This is a genomic window from Micromonospora sp. C31 (assembly GCF_018070575.1).
GTDB lineage: Bacteria > Actinomycetota > Actinomycetes > Mycobacteriales > Micromonosporaceae > Micromonospora.
Genome location: NZ_JAGPXN010000008.1, coordinates 93,440 through 108,234, shown reverse-complemented (window position 1 = coordinate 108,234; position 14,795 = coordinate 93,440). Strand labels below are relative to the sequence as shown.

General features: G+C 72.5%; 13 protein-coding genes and 1 pseudogene. 6 read left to right on the top strand and 8 right to left on the bottom strand.

Annotated features, from left to right (window positions below):
- Positions 1 to 140 precede the first annotated feature (140 nt).
- Both KBX06_RS13115 and rsmG read left to right on the top strand, forming a co-directional pair.
- A complete protein-coding gene (locus KBX06_RS13115; RefSeq protein ID WP_210834783.1) occupies positions 141 to 731 on the top strand; it encodes a R3H domain-containing nucleic acid-binding protein in 591 nt (196 codons plus the stop codon).
- Between the two features lie 4 nt (positions 732 to 735).
- On the top strand, positions 736 to 1,602 hold the full coding sequence (rsmG, locus tag KBX06_RS13110) for a 16S rRNA (guanine(527)-N(7))-methyltransferase RsmG (protein WP_210834782.1): 867 nt from the start codon (positions 736 to 738) through the stop codon (positions 1,600 to 1,602).
- A gap of 350 nt (positions 1,603 to 1,952) precedes the next feature.
- Here rsmG and KBX06_RS28460 read toward each other — a convergent pair whose 3' ends face one another.
- The gene (locus KBX06_RS28460) at positions 1,953 to 2,237 is read right to left on the bottom strand and encodes a hypothetical protein (protein ID WP_210834781.1); all 285 of its coding nucleotides are present in this window, start codon (positions 2,235 to 2,237) and stop codon (positions 1,953 to 1,955) included.
- On the opposite strand from KBX06_RS28460, the gene KBX06_RS28365 reads away from it, so the two are divergent.
- From KBX06_RS28365 to KBX06_RS13090, 3 genes and pseudogenes are all read left to right on the top strand, one after another.
- Entirely contained in the window at positions 2,119 to 3,195 is a 1,077-nt protein-coding gene (locus tag KBX06_RS28365) for a ParA family protein (protein WP_307854620.1), read from the top strand. The genes KBX06_RS28460 and KBX06_RS28365 overlap by 119 nt on opposite strands.
- Before the next feature lie 27 nt (positions 3,196 to 3,222).
- Complete coding sequence (locus tag KBX06_RS13095) at positions 3,223 to 4,281, top strand: ParB/RepB/Spo0J family partition protein (RefSeq protein ID WP_210834780.1); 1,059 nt, start codon at positions 3,223 to 3,225, stop codon at positions 4,279 to 4,281.
- Positions 4,282 to 5,602: 1,321 nt separating this feature from the next.
- Positions 5,603 to 6,275: pseudogene (locus tag KBX06_RS13090) on the top strand (hypothetical protein); the annotation flags it as partial.
- A 404-nt stretch (positions 6,276 to 6,679) separates the two neighbouring features.
- Here the strand turns inward: KBX06_RS13090 and KBX06_RS13085 are convergent.
- Positions 6,680 to 7,678 carry a D-alanine--D-alanine ligase gene (locus tag KBX06_RS13085; RefSeq protein WP_210834778.1) on the bottom strand — a complete coding sequence of 333 codons (999 nt, stop codon included), beginning with the start codon at positions 7,676 to 7,678 and terminating at the stop codon, positions 6,680 to 6,682.
- Between the two features lie 7 nt (positions 7,679 to 7,685).
- The gene (locus KBX06_RS13080; RefSeq protein WP_210834777.1) at positions 7,686 to 8,999 is read right to left on the bottom strand and encodes a PLP-dependent aminotransferase family protein; all 1,314 of its coding nucleotides are present in this window, start codon (positions 8,997 to 8,999) and stop codon (positions 7,686 to 7,688) included.
- Positions 9,000 to 9,292: 293 nt separating this feature from the next.
- Between KBX06_RS13080 and KBX06_RS13075 the strand changes: the two genes are divergently transcribed.
- Entirely contained in the window at positions 9,293 to 9,958 is a 666-nt protein-coding gene (locus KBX06_RS13075) for a GNAT family N-acetyltransferase (protein ID WP_210834776.1), read from the top strand.
- Positions 9,959 to 10,056: 98 nt separating this feature from the next.
- Here the strand turns inward: KBX06_RS13075 and KBX06_RS13070 are convergent, their stop codons facing one another.
- From KBX06_RS13070 to sigM, 5 genes are all read right to left on the bottom strand, one after another.
- Complete coding sequence (locus KBX06_RS13070) at positions 10,057 to 11,220, bottom strand: N-acetylmuramoyl-L-alanine amidase (RefSeq protein ID WP_210834775.1); 1,164 nt, start codon at positions 11,218 to 11,220, stop codon at positions 10,057 to 10,059.
- A 150-nt stretch (positions 11,221 to 11,370) separates the two neighbouring features.
- Complete coding sequence (gene trxA / locus KBX06_RS13065; RefSeq protein WP_092381342.1) at positions 11,371 to 11,694, bottom strand: thioredoxin; 324 nt, start codon at positions 11,692 to 11,694, stop codon at positions 11,371 to 11,373.
- A gap of 31 nt (positions 11,695 to 11,725) precedes the next feature.
- Entirely contained in the window at positions 11,726 to 12,679 is a 954-nt protein-coding gene (gene trxB / locus KBX06_RS13060; protein WP_210834774.1) for a thioredoxin-disulfide reductase, read from the bottom strand.
- Between the two features lie 177 nt (positions 12,680 to 12,856).
- Entirely contained in the window at positions 12,857 to 13,960 is a 1,104-nt protein-coding gene (locus tag KBX06_RS13055) for a hypothetical protein (RefSeq protein ID WP_210834773.1), read from the bottom strand.
- Entirely contained in the window at positions 13,957 to 14,775 is an 819-nt protein-coding gene (gene sigM / locus KBX06_RS13050) for an RNA polymerase sigma factor SigM (RefSeq protein WP_210834772.1), read from the bottom strand. Before sigM ends, KBX06_RS13055 begins: the two co-directional genes overlap by 4 nt.
- Between the last annotated feature and the right edge of the window lie 20 nt (positions 14,776 to 14,795).

Genomic DNA, 14,795 nt, shown 5'->3' with positions numbered 1-14,795 from the left:
CGGAACCGCCGCGCGCGGCGCGGCCCACGGGCGAGACTGGCCCGTACGACAGACGTGCCCGTGGACACCGGCGACCTCCCGCCGGCCCCGGGAAACCAGCGGACCCGACGGTCCGGCCGAGCGAGTACGGAGATGAGACCGTGACCGACACCAGCACCCCCCGCGCCGACGAGTCCCTGGACGAGGAGGGGATTGAGCCGACCGCGGCGAACGGCGAGCCCGAGGAGAACGACGAGGAGTCGAGCCCCAAGGAGAAGAAGACCGTCGGCGAGAGCGAGCTGTTCCGGCAGAGCGAGATCGCGGCCGACTACGTCGAGGGCCTGCTCGACATCCTCGACTACGACGGCGACATCGACGAGCTGGTCTCCGGCGGTCGCCCCGTCGTCGAGGTGGTCGGCGGCCGCCTGCAGAACCTGGTCGGCCAGCGCGGTGCCACCCTGGAGGCACTCCAGGAGCTCGCCCGGCTGGCCGTCTTCCGGCAGACCGGCACCCCGAGCCGGCTGCTGCTCGACGTCGGCGGCTACCGGGCGACCCGCCGCAAGGAACTCGCCGCCGTCGCCAAGAACGCCGTGGAGAAGGTCAAGGAGTACGGCGAGCCCGTGCGCCTGGAGCCGATGTCCGCGTTCGAGCGCAAGTGCGTGCACGACGTCGTCAACGCGATGAGCGGCGTGGAGAGCGAGTCCGAGGGCGTCGAGCCGAACCGACGCATCATCGTCCGGCCCGCGGACTGACCGGGTGACCCACGACGACACCACGGCCGGTGCCGTGGACGGCCCGGGTGGCACGCCGCCCGGGCCGTCGCCTGTCCGGCCCGAGCCGCCCGTAGACCCCGACAACGTGCCGTCCGCTGCCCCGGCTCCCGGGGCCGCGCCGTCTCCGGCCGTGGCGGTGCTGCCGCCGGAGCTGGCCGGTGCGGCGCGCACCCTCTTCGGCGACCGGCTCGACCTGGCCGCCGCGTACGCCGAACTGCTCGCCACCGACGGCGTCGTCCGCGGCCTGATCGGTCCGCGCGAGGCACCCCGGATCTGGGACCGCCACCTGCTCAACTGCGCGGCGGTCGCCGAGCGGATCCCGGAGGGGGCGACGGTGCTCGATGTCGGCTCCGGAGCCGGGCTGCCCGGCCTCGTGCTGGCCATCGCGCGACCCGATCTGACGGTGACCCTGATCGAACCGCTCGCCCGCCGTACCTCCTTCCTCATCGAGACGGTGCAGCACCTCGGGCTGGCGAAGATGGTCCGGGTGTTCCGGGGGCGGGCCGACGAGGCGGCGACCGGGTCGACGGGCCTCGGCCCGTTGAGCGGGGACGTGGTCACCGCGCGCGCCGTCGCGCCGCTGGACCGGCTCTCGACGTGGTGCCTGCCGTTGGCCGTGTCGGGCGGCCGGCTGATCGCCCTGAAGGGCGCGTCCGCCGCCGACGAGGTTGCCGAGCACGCGCAGACCGTCGCCCGGCTCGGCGGCGGCGAGCCCGAGGTGCACCGCTGCGGCGAGGGCGTGCTCGATCCGCCGACGACGGTGGTGGAGATCGTACGGAAGCGGATGGTCGGCCCGGCCCGGCCGAAGGCCCCGAAGAGGTCGCGAGGCGGCCGGTCCCGGCGGCACTGAGTCCCGCTCGAACGCCGTGCCGGATGTGCGCGTACCGGCTTCCCGGTCGACGGTTGCGTCGTTGAACCGGTACGGGTGGACGGAAGGATGAGAACCCGACGTGGACCGGCTGCGCCCGTGAGCCGTAGGCTGGCTGCGCGTCGATAGTGTGGAGCGGGCGGCAACGGACGTTCACCGGGCCCGCCGCTCCCGCCGGGCCGTACGCTCCGCGGTGCGTCCGCGTGCGGCCAGTTGACGGGGTGCGGACCGACCATCCGAAGCGGGCAGGGATGACAGGTGCATGACGACGGAAGGCACGACGATCCACGCGTGACCGGGTCAGCGGGCGACCCCGTTTCACGTGAAACCGACTACCCGGGCTGGTCGCCCGACGGGCCGTTCCAGGGCGCGTCGCTCCGGACACCGGGCCGGGACTCGTCCGTCCGGTCGTCCGACGTCGAGGCGGCCGGGCCGGAGCCCTCGTCGACGCGCAACGCTCCCGAGGTGCCGCGAGCCGGCAACTCACCCGGCGGCCGGGTGATCCCGATCCGGCGCAACGCCTCGGCCTCGGCCCGCTTCGAGTCCGCCGTACCGCAGCAGCCCACCCCGGACTCCGTGCCGGACGCGGCCCCCGAACCCGTTTCCGTTCCCGACACGTCCGCGACCCCGACCGGCTCCCAGGGAGCCGTCGTGGCCGAGGCCGCGTACGTTTCACGTGAAACCCCGACGCGCGAAGAGGATGACCCACCGTTGGCTATGGAGGCGATGCGCGCCGTGCAGATCCTTAATCCGAGTGGCGAGGTGACCATGCCTCGACCGGAACGGACCCGGGTCATGTGCGTCGCGAACCAGAAGGGCGGCGTGGGAAAGACCACGACCACGGTCAACCTTGCGGTGGCGCTCGCCCTGCACGGCAACCGGGTGCTGGTGGTCGACCTGGACCCGCAGGGCAACGCCTCCACCGGGCTGAACGTCCCACACCACACCGGCGTGCCGGACGTCTACGACTGCCTGATCAACAGCGTGCCGCTGGAGGAGGTCGCCCAGGGCGTCGAGGGCATCCCCAACCTCTGGTGCGTACCCGCGACGATCGACCTCGCTGGCGCGGAGATCGAGCTGGTGTCGGTGGTCGCCCGAGAGTCCCGCCTGTCCCGGGCGATCGACGCCTATCCCGGCCACTTCGACTACGTCTTCATCGACTGCCCGCCCTCGCTCGGCCTGCTCACGGTCAACGCGCTCGTGGCCGCGCAGGAGGTGCTCATTCCGATCCAGTGCGAGTACTACGCGCTGGAAGGGCTGAACCAGCTCATCAACAACATCAACCTGGTTCGCCAGCACCTCAACCCCAAGCTCGACGTCTCCACCATCCTGCTGACCATGTACGACCGGCGTACCCGGCTGGCTGACGCCGTCGAGCAGGACGTGCGGAACCACTTCGGCGACAAGGTGCTCCAGGCGGTCATCCCCCGCAACGTCCGCGTCTCGGAGGCACCCAGCTACGGCCAGTCCGTGATGACCTACGATCCGGGATCGCGGGGGGCGACGAGCTACTTCGAAGCCGCCCAGGAGATCGCTGAGCGTGGCGTCAAGGAGCCGGTGGGCCGGAATGCGTAGTGCGGAACAGTCGCTGGGAGGCGTGGCATGAAGAACCGTCCGCGGGGCGGGCTGGGACGGGGCCTGGGGGCCCTCATCCCGACCGGGCCGGCGCCGGCCGCTGTGGTGGAGCCGACCACCACCGTCGCGTCGCCAGCGAGCGCTGAGGCGCCGGCGGGTGCCGCAAGCGGCGCCACGACGGAGCCGACGCCCGCCGTGTCGAGCCCGCCCGTAGCGGCGCAGCCGGAGCCACAGCCGGAGCCGCAGCCGGTGCTCAGCCCGGTGCCGGGAGCCCGGTTCGCCGAGATCCCGGTCGACGCGATCGTGCCCAACCCGAAGCAGCCCCGCCAGGTCTTCGACGAGGACGCCCTGGAGGAGCTGAAGACCTCGATCCAGGAGGTCGGCTTCCTCCAGCCGATCGTCGTACGCCAGCTCGACGAGGAGAAGTACGAGCTGGTCATGGGCGAGCGGCGTTGGCGTGCCGCCCAGGCCGTCGGGCGGGAGAACATTCCGGCGATCGTCCGGGACACCCGCGACGACGCCATGCTCCGCGACGCCCTGCTGGAGAACATCCACCGGGCGAACCTGAACCCGCTGGAAGAGGCCGCCGCGTACCAGCAACTGCTCGACGAGTTCGGTGCGACCCACGAGGAACTCGCGCGCCGCATCGGGCGAAGCCGGCCGCAGATCTCGAACACCATCCGGCTGCTCAACCTGCCGGCACCGGTACAGAAGCGGGTCGCCGCCGGCGTCCTCTCCGCCGGGCACGCCCGGGCGCTGTTGAGCCTCGACGAGCCCGAGGCGCAGGAACAGCTCGCACTCCGGATCGTCGCCGAGGGCATCTCGGTCCGCGCGACGGAAGAGATCGTCGCGCTGGCTCTGAGCGACGGTACGAGCAGGAAGGAGGCGGCCAAGCGCCGCCCGAAGCCGCACGCCCCCGCTCTGACGGATCTGGCCGATCGGCTCTCCGACCGGTTCGACACCCGCGTGAAGGTGGACATCGGCCGAAGCAAGGGCAAGATCACCATCGAGTTCGCTACGGTCGACGACCTGGAGCGGATCGTCGGCCTCATCGGCGTCGGGCAGGAGGAGGAGCCGGAGGCCTGACCGGTGTAGGCCGCGGTCCGACTTCGTGACGGCTCCGGTATCGAGGTGCGAACGGCAGCATCGCCGGCCGCGTGATCCCAGGGATCACGCGGCCGATCCGTGTAGCGCGAATCGAGGCACCGGCCGGCATCTTGGCTTCACGTAGCGCCACCAGCCGCTGCGCTGTCCACCGCTGCGCTCGCCAGCCGCAGCGCCCACCAGCCGCGCCGCCGGCGCCGGCGTGGGTGTTCTCGGTGTGTCGGTGCAGGGAATCACGGTCACGGAAGGCGCGGCGTTTCACGTGAAACCGTGAGGCGAAGTCCAGGCAGCTCTCGAGCCAGCGGACCGTTTCACGTGAAACGGGACCCGGTGCCTGCGTTCTGCGCTCCGGCTGAACCGGCAGAGGGCCGAAGGGTGCCGAAGCTCGACCGCGACCGATCGCGAGGGCTCGGGTCGGCTCTCAAGAGCGGAGCTGCTACGCCACTGCCTCGCTGACGTGGCTCACGTTGCCGCTCGACGAGTTGCACGATCGGCGTATCCCTGCCCTCCCCCTGGACCCTCGGCCGTCAGAGCGTCCTGCGGGCCTCAGCCCGAGCAGGCTGACGGTGGCCGCACCGGTCGAAGACTGGGCGGCCGACCGGTGTGGCGCTGGTCGGTCTCGCCGGGCCACGTCGGCCCGTGCCTTCCAAGCCGTTCCGCCCCCGTGCGGAAGGATGGTCTGTCGCGGTCGCGGCACTCCCCTCGGGGTTCCCTCGAACGTCGGGCTGTGGGAGGCGGTCACCCCCGGGAGCTCTGCGGCGACGACGCAGGCCCGACAGATGAGTGCCCCCGGCTTCGGCCGACGGCGGTGACGGTAACGATGTTGACGACAGCGACCACGACGACGGCCGTGACGACCACGACGACGGCGTCGGCGACAGGGAAGCCCGGCGGTCACGAGGGCGCGATGGAAACGGCGGCGCCACAGGGACGGCACGGAACGGCGATCGCGAGGGACGGGGAAAGGTGCCGCACGGGGTCGCAGGTGCAGGCGGACCACATTCGGCGTTCTCTGGTTTCACGTGGAACCGAGCGGATCGTTCTGGCCCAAGCCTGTGGGGTTCGGGGCCCAAGTTATCCACAGGGGTTATCCACAGGCCACCCCGTTTCACGTGAAACCCCGCGTGGAACGGGGTGGCAGCCTGTGGATGACGGCGTGTGTCCGGGGTCTCATCAGCCTGTGGATGTCTGGCATGCCTGTGGATAAAGTCGCCCCCCGTTCCCGCGTGACGGCCGGAGCGGTGCCGCTTCGTCGATCGTTCGGGTGGGGACAGCGGTGCCGGAACCGGTTAGTGTCAGCGTCGTGCACGACATCCCTGCCTCCGTTCCGGACTTCACCCAGTGGCCGTCCTTTCCCTTCGAGGGCGACCTTCGTGTCAGGCAACTCGATGACCCGGTCCCGGTCGAGCCGCCGCGCAAGGGCGAGGGGCACCGGGACTGCACGGCCTGCAATGCCCCGGACGACGCCTATATCTGGGTGGGTGAGAGATGGCGGGTACGCGCCATGGACCGCCCCACCGGGCTGCCGATGGTGCTCATCCTCGAATCCCGCTCGCACCTGGATCTCGGCGACCTGCCGAATCTGCTCGCCGCCGAACTGGGAGTGATGACCGTACGGCTGGAACGGGCCATCCGCTCCCTCGACGGCGTCGCCCGGGTGCACGTGAACCGTTGGGGCGACGGCTCGGCGCACCTGCACATGTGGTTCCTGGCCCGGCCCTACGGGCAGCTTCAGCTGCGGGGGACCTTCCTCTCCCTGTGGGATTCCATCCTGCCGCCCATCTCCGAGGCGCAATGGCGAGAGAACCTCGCCATGGTTGCGGCCTGGCTGGCGGAGTTCGGGGGTCGCCCGCTGGCCGAGCCGCCGCGCATCCAGTGGCAGACGCCCTCCAGCTTCACCGGGCAGTCCCCGGTCGAGGACGAGCCGATGGAGGGTGAGGCGGTATCGGTGATCGAGTCCGCCGAGGAAACCCCGCCGGCAGAGGAGTCAGCGGGCGAGAGGCCCGCCACCGACGCCGGGCGATCAGACGCCTAGCCGCGCAGGCGCCGACCCTCCGAGGGGGTCCTCCGGGACACCGCCCGGTTCGTGCAGGCGCGGACATGAGGGCCGCCCCGCGCACGCGCCCGAAGTGGCCTCCGGGGCCGCGCGTGCCCTCACGGCTGGGCCACCCGCCCGAAGGCCACCCCGTGCCGCCACCCCGTGCCGCCACCCTCGTGCCGCCACCCCTGCGGCGGCCCGGGTGGCCATGCACCCCGGCGTGGCCACGATGGCGCGACAGTCCGGCGGCGTGACGACAGCCGCGCAGCGGACCGGTGGCCTGAGGACAGCCCGCGACGCACCGGCCACACGGCGGGCGGTCGCCGGTGGGGGGGCGTACGGTCAGGGACGCCGGGTCACGGCGCGAGACACCAGGGTTCCAACCATCCTGCCGAAGTCGAGGCCGGCGGCCTGGACCGCCAGCGGCAGCAGCGAGGTCTCGGTCATCCCCGGCGAGACGTTGACCTCCAACACGTGCGGCTGCCCGGCGGAGTCCACGATCAGATCGACGCGGCTCAGGTCGCGCAGCCCCAGCGCGGTGTGCGCGGCCAGCGCGACGTCGGCCACCGTAGCGGCCACCTCCGGATCCAGCCGCGCCGGCGTGTGCCAGGTCGTCCGGCCGGCGGTGTAGCGGGCGGCGTAGTCGTACACGCCGTTGCGGGGCACGATCTCCACCGCGGGCAGGGCGCGCGGACCGTCGCCCAGGTCGACCACGGAGACCGCCACGTCCATGCCGGGCACGTACCGCTCGACCAGCGCCGTCGAGTCGTACGCGAAGCAGCCGACCATTGCGGCCGGCAGGGATGCCGCGTCCCGGACCACGGCGGCGCCCAGCCCCGAACCGCCCTGGGTGGGCTTCACCATGAGCGGCAGTCCCAGCCGCTCGACGATCCGGTCCAGCACCGCCACGGCGCCCAGCTCGGAGAACCGGTCGTGCGGAAGGGCGACCCAGTCGGGCGTGGGGATGCCGGCCTCGCGGAGCACCGCCTTCGCCGAGGGCTTGTCCCAGGCGAGCCGCGACGCGCGGGCGTCACACCCCACGTACGGGATGCCGCAGAGGTCGAGTACGCCGCGCAGCGATCCGTCCTCGCCGGTGGCGCCGTGCAGGGCGATCACGACGGCGTCCGGCGGATCGGCGGTGATGGCGGGCAGCAGTGTCACGTCGGCGTCGCGCAACTCGGCGTCCATGCCGACCGCCCGCAGCGCGTCGAGCACCCGGCGCCCGGACCGCAGCGAGACGTCACGTTCATAGGAGAGCCCGCCGGCGAGCACCAGCACCCGCAGGTCGGCGGCGACGGCGGGGTCGGTCACGACGGAACGTTCGGCAGCGGTGGAAACCATGCCGGAATCATGCCAAGTCGGGTCCCGGCGTGTCCGAGCCGGCCTGCCCGCGTCGTGCCCCGGGGCGGCCGACCGTGCCGAAGACCCGCCGCATGGCGATGTCCTGCTCCATCACGCCGGCCAGCCGGCGCACGCCCTCGCGAATCCGATCCGGGGACGGGAACGAGAAGTTGAGCCGCATGTTGCCGGTGCCGGTGCCGTCGGCGTAGAAGCCGGTGCCCGGCACATACGCCACCCGGGCGGCGATGGCCCGGGGCATCATCGCCTTCGAGTCGAGGCCGTCGGGCAGGGTCGCCCAGACGAAGAGCCCGCCGCCCGGCGTCGTCCAGGTCGTGCCGGCGGGCATCAGGTCGTCCAGTGCGGCGAGCATCGCGTCGCGCCGTTCCCGGTAGACCTCGCGGTAGACCTTGAGCTGTTCCCGCCAGGGCATGGTGCCGAGGTAGGTGGAGACGGCGGCCTGCGCGTAGCCGCTCGGGCAGAGGATCTGCGCCTCGCTGGCGATGACCAGCTTGTCGCGGACGGCATGCGGCGCGAGGATCCAGCCGACCCGCAGGCCGGGGGCGAAGGTCTTGGAGAAGGTGCTCAGGTAGAAGACCCCGTCGCGGCGCCGCGCGCGCAGCGGTGCCGGCGCCTCACTCTCGAAACCGAGCTGACCGTACGGGTCGTCCTCGACCACGAGCAGGCCGGCACGCTCGCAGATGTCGAGCACCCGCTCCCGCCGCTGTTCGGTCAACGTCACGCCCGTCGGGTTCTGGTAGGTCGGGATGGTGTAGAGGAACTTGACCCGTCGGCCGGCGCGCGCCAACTCGGCGATGGCGGCCTCCAGCGCCTCCGGGATGAGCCCGTCGTCGTCCATCGGCACGTGTGCGACCTGCGCCTGGGCGGCCTGGAACACCCCGAGCGCGCCGACGTAGGTGGGGCCCTCGGCGAGGACCACGTCTCCCGGGTCGAGGAAGAGCCGGGCCACGAGGTCGAGGGCCTGCTGACCGCCCACGGTGACCACCACGTCGTCCGGGGAGGCACCGCACGCGGCGTCGATGCCGGAGAGGGCCATCACCTCGCAGATGCGTTCGCGTAGCTCCAGGGTGCCCTGGCCGATGCCGTACTGGAGGGTGGTGGCACCGTGCTCCGCGCCGAGCCGGCCGAGCATCTCGCCGACCGCGTCGAGCGGCAGCGCCGCGATGTATGGAGCGCCGCCGGCGAGCGAGACCACCTCCGGCCGACTGGCCACCGCGAAGAGCGCGCGGATCTCCGAGGCGGTCATGCCCCGCACCCGGCGGGCGTACCGGTCGGTGTAGTCGTCGAGCGTCGTGCCGGTCATGACATCACCTCGATGGCTGCTCGGGTGGCTCCCGCCTCGGCGTTTCCGGGACACCGGCGACCATGGCGACGCGGGACGCCGGTTGTCGATCCTAGTCGCAGCCTGCCAAAATGCCACCGCGACGGTGGCCGGCGTCCACATCGCGGACCTCGCCGGCCCCTCGGCGGGAGGGGCCTTCGCGCGTCCCCTCCCGCAGCGTCCGTTTGCGGCGTACGATCGCTCGTCGGGGGTAGGAAGGCGGCATTGTCGTTCCGTGCCGGTCTCACCTCCGAGCCTAGTGTGGGGATGCACCAATGTCGCGACGTCTGGTCAGCCTGACCCTGGACACCCTGGAGGACCTGCCCCGTCCGTGCCGCCAGTGTGTCTACTGGGAGCTTGATCCGGTTTCGGCCGATCGGGCCTGCGCGGCCGGTGACCCGGGGCTGGAGAAGGAGGCGTGGGTCTCGCAGACGCTGCTGGAGTGGGGCTCCTGCGGCAAACTCGTCTACGTCGACGGCATGCCGGCCGGCTTCGTCCTGTACGCCCCGCCGGCGTACGTACCCCGCTCGATGGCCTTCCCCACCTCCCCGGTATCCGCCGACGCCGCGCTGCTGATGACGGCCAACGTGGTGCCCGCCTTCGCCGGCGGCGGGCTGGGCCGGATGCTGGTCCAGGGCGTCGCCCGGGACCTCACCAAGCGCGGCATCAAGGCGATCGAGGCGTTCGGCGACGCCAAGTTCGGCGACGCGGCCGACCCCGCCGGCACCTGCGTCGCCCCGGCCGACTTCTTCCTCTCCGTGGGCTTCAAGACGGTCCGCCCGCACCCGCGCTTCCCGCGCCTGCGGTTGGAGCTGCGTACCGCGCTGAGCTGGAAGTCCGACGTCGAGTACGCCCTGGAGAAGCTGCTCGGCTCGATGAGCCCCGAGACGCTGCTCCGCCCGGTGCGTCCGGCCCCCGCCACCCGCTCGACCGCCGGCTGACCCGGTCCCGGGCGTGCCGGAGGCGTCCCGACCGGTAGGCGGCCGGCACGTCACGACCGGCGGCCGGGCGACGGCGGGTGGTTCGATCCACCACCGTGTCAGTCCACCACCGTGCCGGCGGCCACCACCGCCCGCAGCTCGCTCACGTCGATCGAGCCGGTGGGCACGTCCCGCTCGACGGGGAAGTACATCCGCTGCACGGCGGCGACCATGGCCTCCGCCACCCGGTCCCGGAACCGGGGGTCGACCAGCCGGCTCCGGTCGGCGGGTGAGGTGAGGTAGCCGACCTCGACGCGTACGGCCGGCATCCGGGTCAGCCGGAGCAGGTCCCACGCCTTGGCGTGCGTACGGCAGTCGCGCAGCCCGGTGCGGGCGACGATCTCCCGCTGCACCAGCCCGGCCAGCCGCTCCCCGGTCGCCGAGGTCACCCCGTTGTCGGTGCCGTAGTGGTAGGTCGCCACCCCCTCGGCCTCCGGGTTGGGGTGCCCGTCGACGTGCAGCGAGATGAACACGTCGGCGCCGAGGGAGTTGGCCAGCTCCGCCCGGCCGACGTCCGGCAGGCACTCCTCCGGGGCCGGCCCGCGGGTGAGCTGCACCCGGACGCCGGAGGCGGCGAGCCTGCCCTCCAACCGGCTGGCCAGGTCGTGCACGAGATCCGCCTCGGTCCACCGCAGCGACCCGTCCGGCACCAGCACGCCCGGGTCGGTACCCCCGTGCCCGGGGTCGATGACGACGGTCCGGCCCACCAGCGTCGGCCCGGACTGCCGGATGGCGTCGGACTCGCGCAGCCACTGCGGCCGCCCGCCGACGACCTTGCGGCCGAGCCGGCGCAGCGCGTTCATGGTGTGCGGACCACACGAGCCGTCGGGCGTCAGCCCGACCTCCCGTTGGAACTGGGCGACCGCCCGGGAGGTCCGTACGCCGTAGATGGCGTCGGCGCGCCCGACGTCGTACCCCATCTCCAGCAGTCGTTCCTGCAGCGAACGGACGTCCTCACCGGTGAGTGGCTCCGGAACGGCGTGGTAGAGCGTGCGGGCGCCGAGCCGCCAGCGGGCGGCGTCCAGGGCCCGCCAGGTCTCCGCACCGACCCGGCCGTCCACGCTGAGCCCCCGGGACTGCTGGAAGGCCCGCACGGCCCGCTCGGTGTGCGTGTCGAACTCGTCGGCGTCCGGCACGGTCGGGGTGAGCAGGTCGAGGCCGGTCAGCACCGTACGGATCTCGGTCACCGCGGGTCCACGGTCACCGGGTCGGATCGGACGCACGCACGACCCCCTCTGCACGGACGGTTGCTGGCCGGGCGGCCCCGGGTTGAGGTTATGCGCTCCGAGGGCTCCGGGTGTCCTACGTCGCGAAAAACGCGCCGACCCCGTTCCCGGCGGACCGGGTACGGGGTCGACGCGTGTCGGTGCTGCTCAGAGCGCCGATTCGATGAGCTTGACGAGCTCGCCCTTCGGCTTGGCACCGGCGATCGACTGCACCGGCTCGCCGTTCTTGAAGACGGTGAGGGTCGGGACCGACATCACCCGGTAGGCGCGGGCGGTCTCCGGGTTCTCGTCGATGTTGAGCTTGACGATGCTGACCTGGTCGCCCATCTCGCCGGCGATCTCCTCCAGCAGCGGCGACACCTTGCGGCACGGACCGCACCACTCGGCCCAGAAGTCCACCAGGACCGGCTTGTCGGACTTCAGCACGTCGGCGGCGAAACTCGCGTCGGTGACCGACTTCGTTGCTCCCACTATGACCCTCTCCTCCGATGTGTTCGGTTGTTCAGTCCTGCAACGTGGCGATGAACCGCTCGGCGTCCAGCGCGGCGGCACAGCCGGTGCCGGCGGCGGTGATCGCCTGCCGGTAGGTGTGGTCCACCAGATCGCCGGCGGCGAAGACGCCGGGCACGCTGGTCCGGGTGCTGGGCGCCTCGACCTTCACGTAGCCCTCGTCGTCCAGTTCCACCTGCCCCCGGAAGAGCTCGCTGCGCGGATCGTGGCCGATGGCCACGAAGACGCCGGTGACGTCGAGGACCTTCGCCTCGCCGGTGTGCGTGTTGCGTACCCGCACCCCGCAGACCTTGCCGTCGTCGCCGAGGATCTCCTCGACCACGGTGTTCCACTCGACCTTGATCTTGTCGTTGCCCAGCGCCCGCTCGGCCATGATCTTGCTGGCTCGGAACGAGTCCCGGCGGTGGATGATGGTGACCGAGTCGGCGAAGCGGGTGAGGAAGCTGGCCTCCTCCATCGCCGAGTCACCGCCGCCGACGACCACGATGTGCTGGTTGCGGAAGAAGAAGCCGTCACAGGTCGCGCAGGACGAGACGCCGTGGCCCAGGTACTCCTGCTCGCCGGGTACGCCGAGCGGACGCCACGCGGAGCCGGTGGTGAGGATGACCGCCCTCGCCCGGTACGCGGTCTGGCCCACCCAGACGGTGCTGACGGCGTCGGAGCCCAGGCTGCCGGTGTCCTTGAGCTCGACCCGCGTCACGTCGTCGGTGAGGAACTCCGCACCGAACCGCTCGGCCTGCTTGCGCATGTTGTCCATCAGTTCGGGCCCGAGGATGCCGTCGGCGAAACCGGGGAAGTTCTCCACCTCGGTGGTCGTCATCAGCGCACCGCCGGACTGCACGCCCTCGATGATGAGCGGTTTGAGGTTGGCGCGCGCCGCGTAGACCGCCGCCGTGTAACCGGCCGGCCCGGAGCCGATGATGATCAGGTTGCGGACCTCGTCCACTGCCGTCTCCCGATTGTGTTGTTCGCCATCGGCGCGCACCGATGCCGATCCGATGCCGACGCCCCACCGTGCCGGCACTTCGATGTGCAGAACGTCATCGTACGAACCGGGGATTCCCGAACCGGTCATCCGGTGGGTCAGGTCACGTGGACGGTCATCCGCCCGGTGGCTGCGAAGTCACCCTACCCGCGTTCGGTGGCGGCTGTCCGAGCCGGACCCGGGCACACCGCATTCCGGCCCGCTCGCCCAGGCCCATCCTGCTCCCGTGGCGTCGGTGAAGCGCACGATCAGCGCCGGGCGCCCCTGGAAACGGGCGTAGTCGACCACGTCGACCACCAGCGGACCGTTGCCGTGCTCGGCGGTGATCGCGCCGATGCAGGCGCCCAGCGCGGCGGGGTCGGTGAGCCGTTCGAGCCCGACGGCTGAGTCGGGTCGCCGCCCGCCCTCCGCCTGAACGCCGGGCTGCTCCACCGGCGGAGCGGCGGTGTACGGCCGTGACTTCGGCGACGCCGGAAGGGCGGCCAGCGACTCCGGCGTGTAGTCCGTCCCGCTGCGTACCGAGGGCTCGCCGGTGACCCGGAACGGCGTGGCGGCGGCGGGGCCGGCCTCCTCACGGTGCGCGGTGTCGGGCAACGCCGTGTCCGCGGCTCCGCCCGTCTGCCGGCTCCCGGAGAACTGGCTGACGCCGAGCCCGACCGCCGCGATCGACACGGCGGCCAGCGCGACCGGCCCGGCCAGCCGGTTCCAGCGGCGCCGCCGTCGACCCGGGCCGGTGGTCCCGCCGGGGCCGGGCTCCGACCGGGGTACGCCGGCAGGCCGTCTCCCGGACCCGCCGAGCGGCTGCGTCGGCACCACGCCGACGCCCGTCATGACCGCCGGCTGTGCCTCGGCGGGTTCTCCGTCGTGTCCCGCCCCTTCGCGGCCTGACCCCGAAGGGCCCGGCTCGGAGCGGCCCTTCCCCGAGAGGACCGGCTCGGAGCTGCTGCCCGGCTCGCAGGCCGCGGCGTCGGTGTCGTTGCCGGCCGCGGTGGCGTGGGCCAACGCGGCGACGATCCGGTCGGCGACGTCGGTCGGCATCTCGGGTGCGGCGGAGCCCCAGGCGGCCAGGCCCGCGCGGACGTCCGCCACGGCGGGGCCCAGCAGCGCGTACGCCTGCGCCCAGTCAGCGTCCTCGTCGACCAGCCGGGCGACGAGATCCTCGTCCGGGGTGCCGTCCAGCGCCCCGCCCAGGTAGTCGGCGAGCAGGTCGTGGTCGACCTCCCTGAACCCCCCGGCCGTCACGCGTCCTCCTGGTGGGCATCACGCCGAGACCGTCCCGACCCCGATCGGACGCCCTGAGGCGACCGTGGGTTCCCTCGGGTGACGGTCGGCACGTTCGGACCCGCCGTCGGGGCCGGCTCGGCCCGCCGCGGAGTGGCCTGCTCCTCGGTCCGCTGCGGGGTGGGCCGAGGCTCTGCCTGCTGCGGGGTGGGGCGCGGGCGCAGGTCACCGAGCTGCCTCGCCAGGCGGGACCGGCCCCGGGCGCACCGGCTCTTGACCGTTCCCTCGGCCACGCCGAGGATCCGGGCCACCTCGGCGACGGGATAGCCCTGCACGTCGACCAGGATCAGCGCCGCCCGCTGCTCGGTCGGCAGTTCGGCGAGCGCCTGCCGGACCACGAGCGCCGTGTCGTGGTCCTGGACGGGCGCCGCCGGCTCGACGCCCCCGGTGCCGGAATCGGTGTCGCGGACCCCGTCCGGCAGCGGCACCGTGGGGTGCGCCTGGCGGCGGCGGATCCGGTCCAGGCACGCGTTCACCACGATCCGGTGCAGCCAGGTGGTGACCGCCGAGTCGCCCCGGAACCGGCCGGCGGCCCGATGGGCGGACAGCAGGGCGTCCTGGAGGGCGTCGGCGGCCTCCTCGCGGTCGCCGAGCGTGCGTAGGGCCACCGCCCAGAGCCGGTCCCGGTGCCGGTGGAAGAGCTCGGCGAAGGCGTGTGGGTCGCCGCCCGCGTGGGCGTGCAGGAGGTCGAGGTCCGCCGCTGCGGACGGCGGCGCCGACGACGAGACCGGTGGACCCACCGGTCCACCGGTCTCGCGTTCCCCGCGTGCGCCCATCACCACGTCCGGCGGATGCG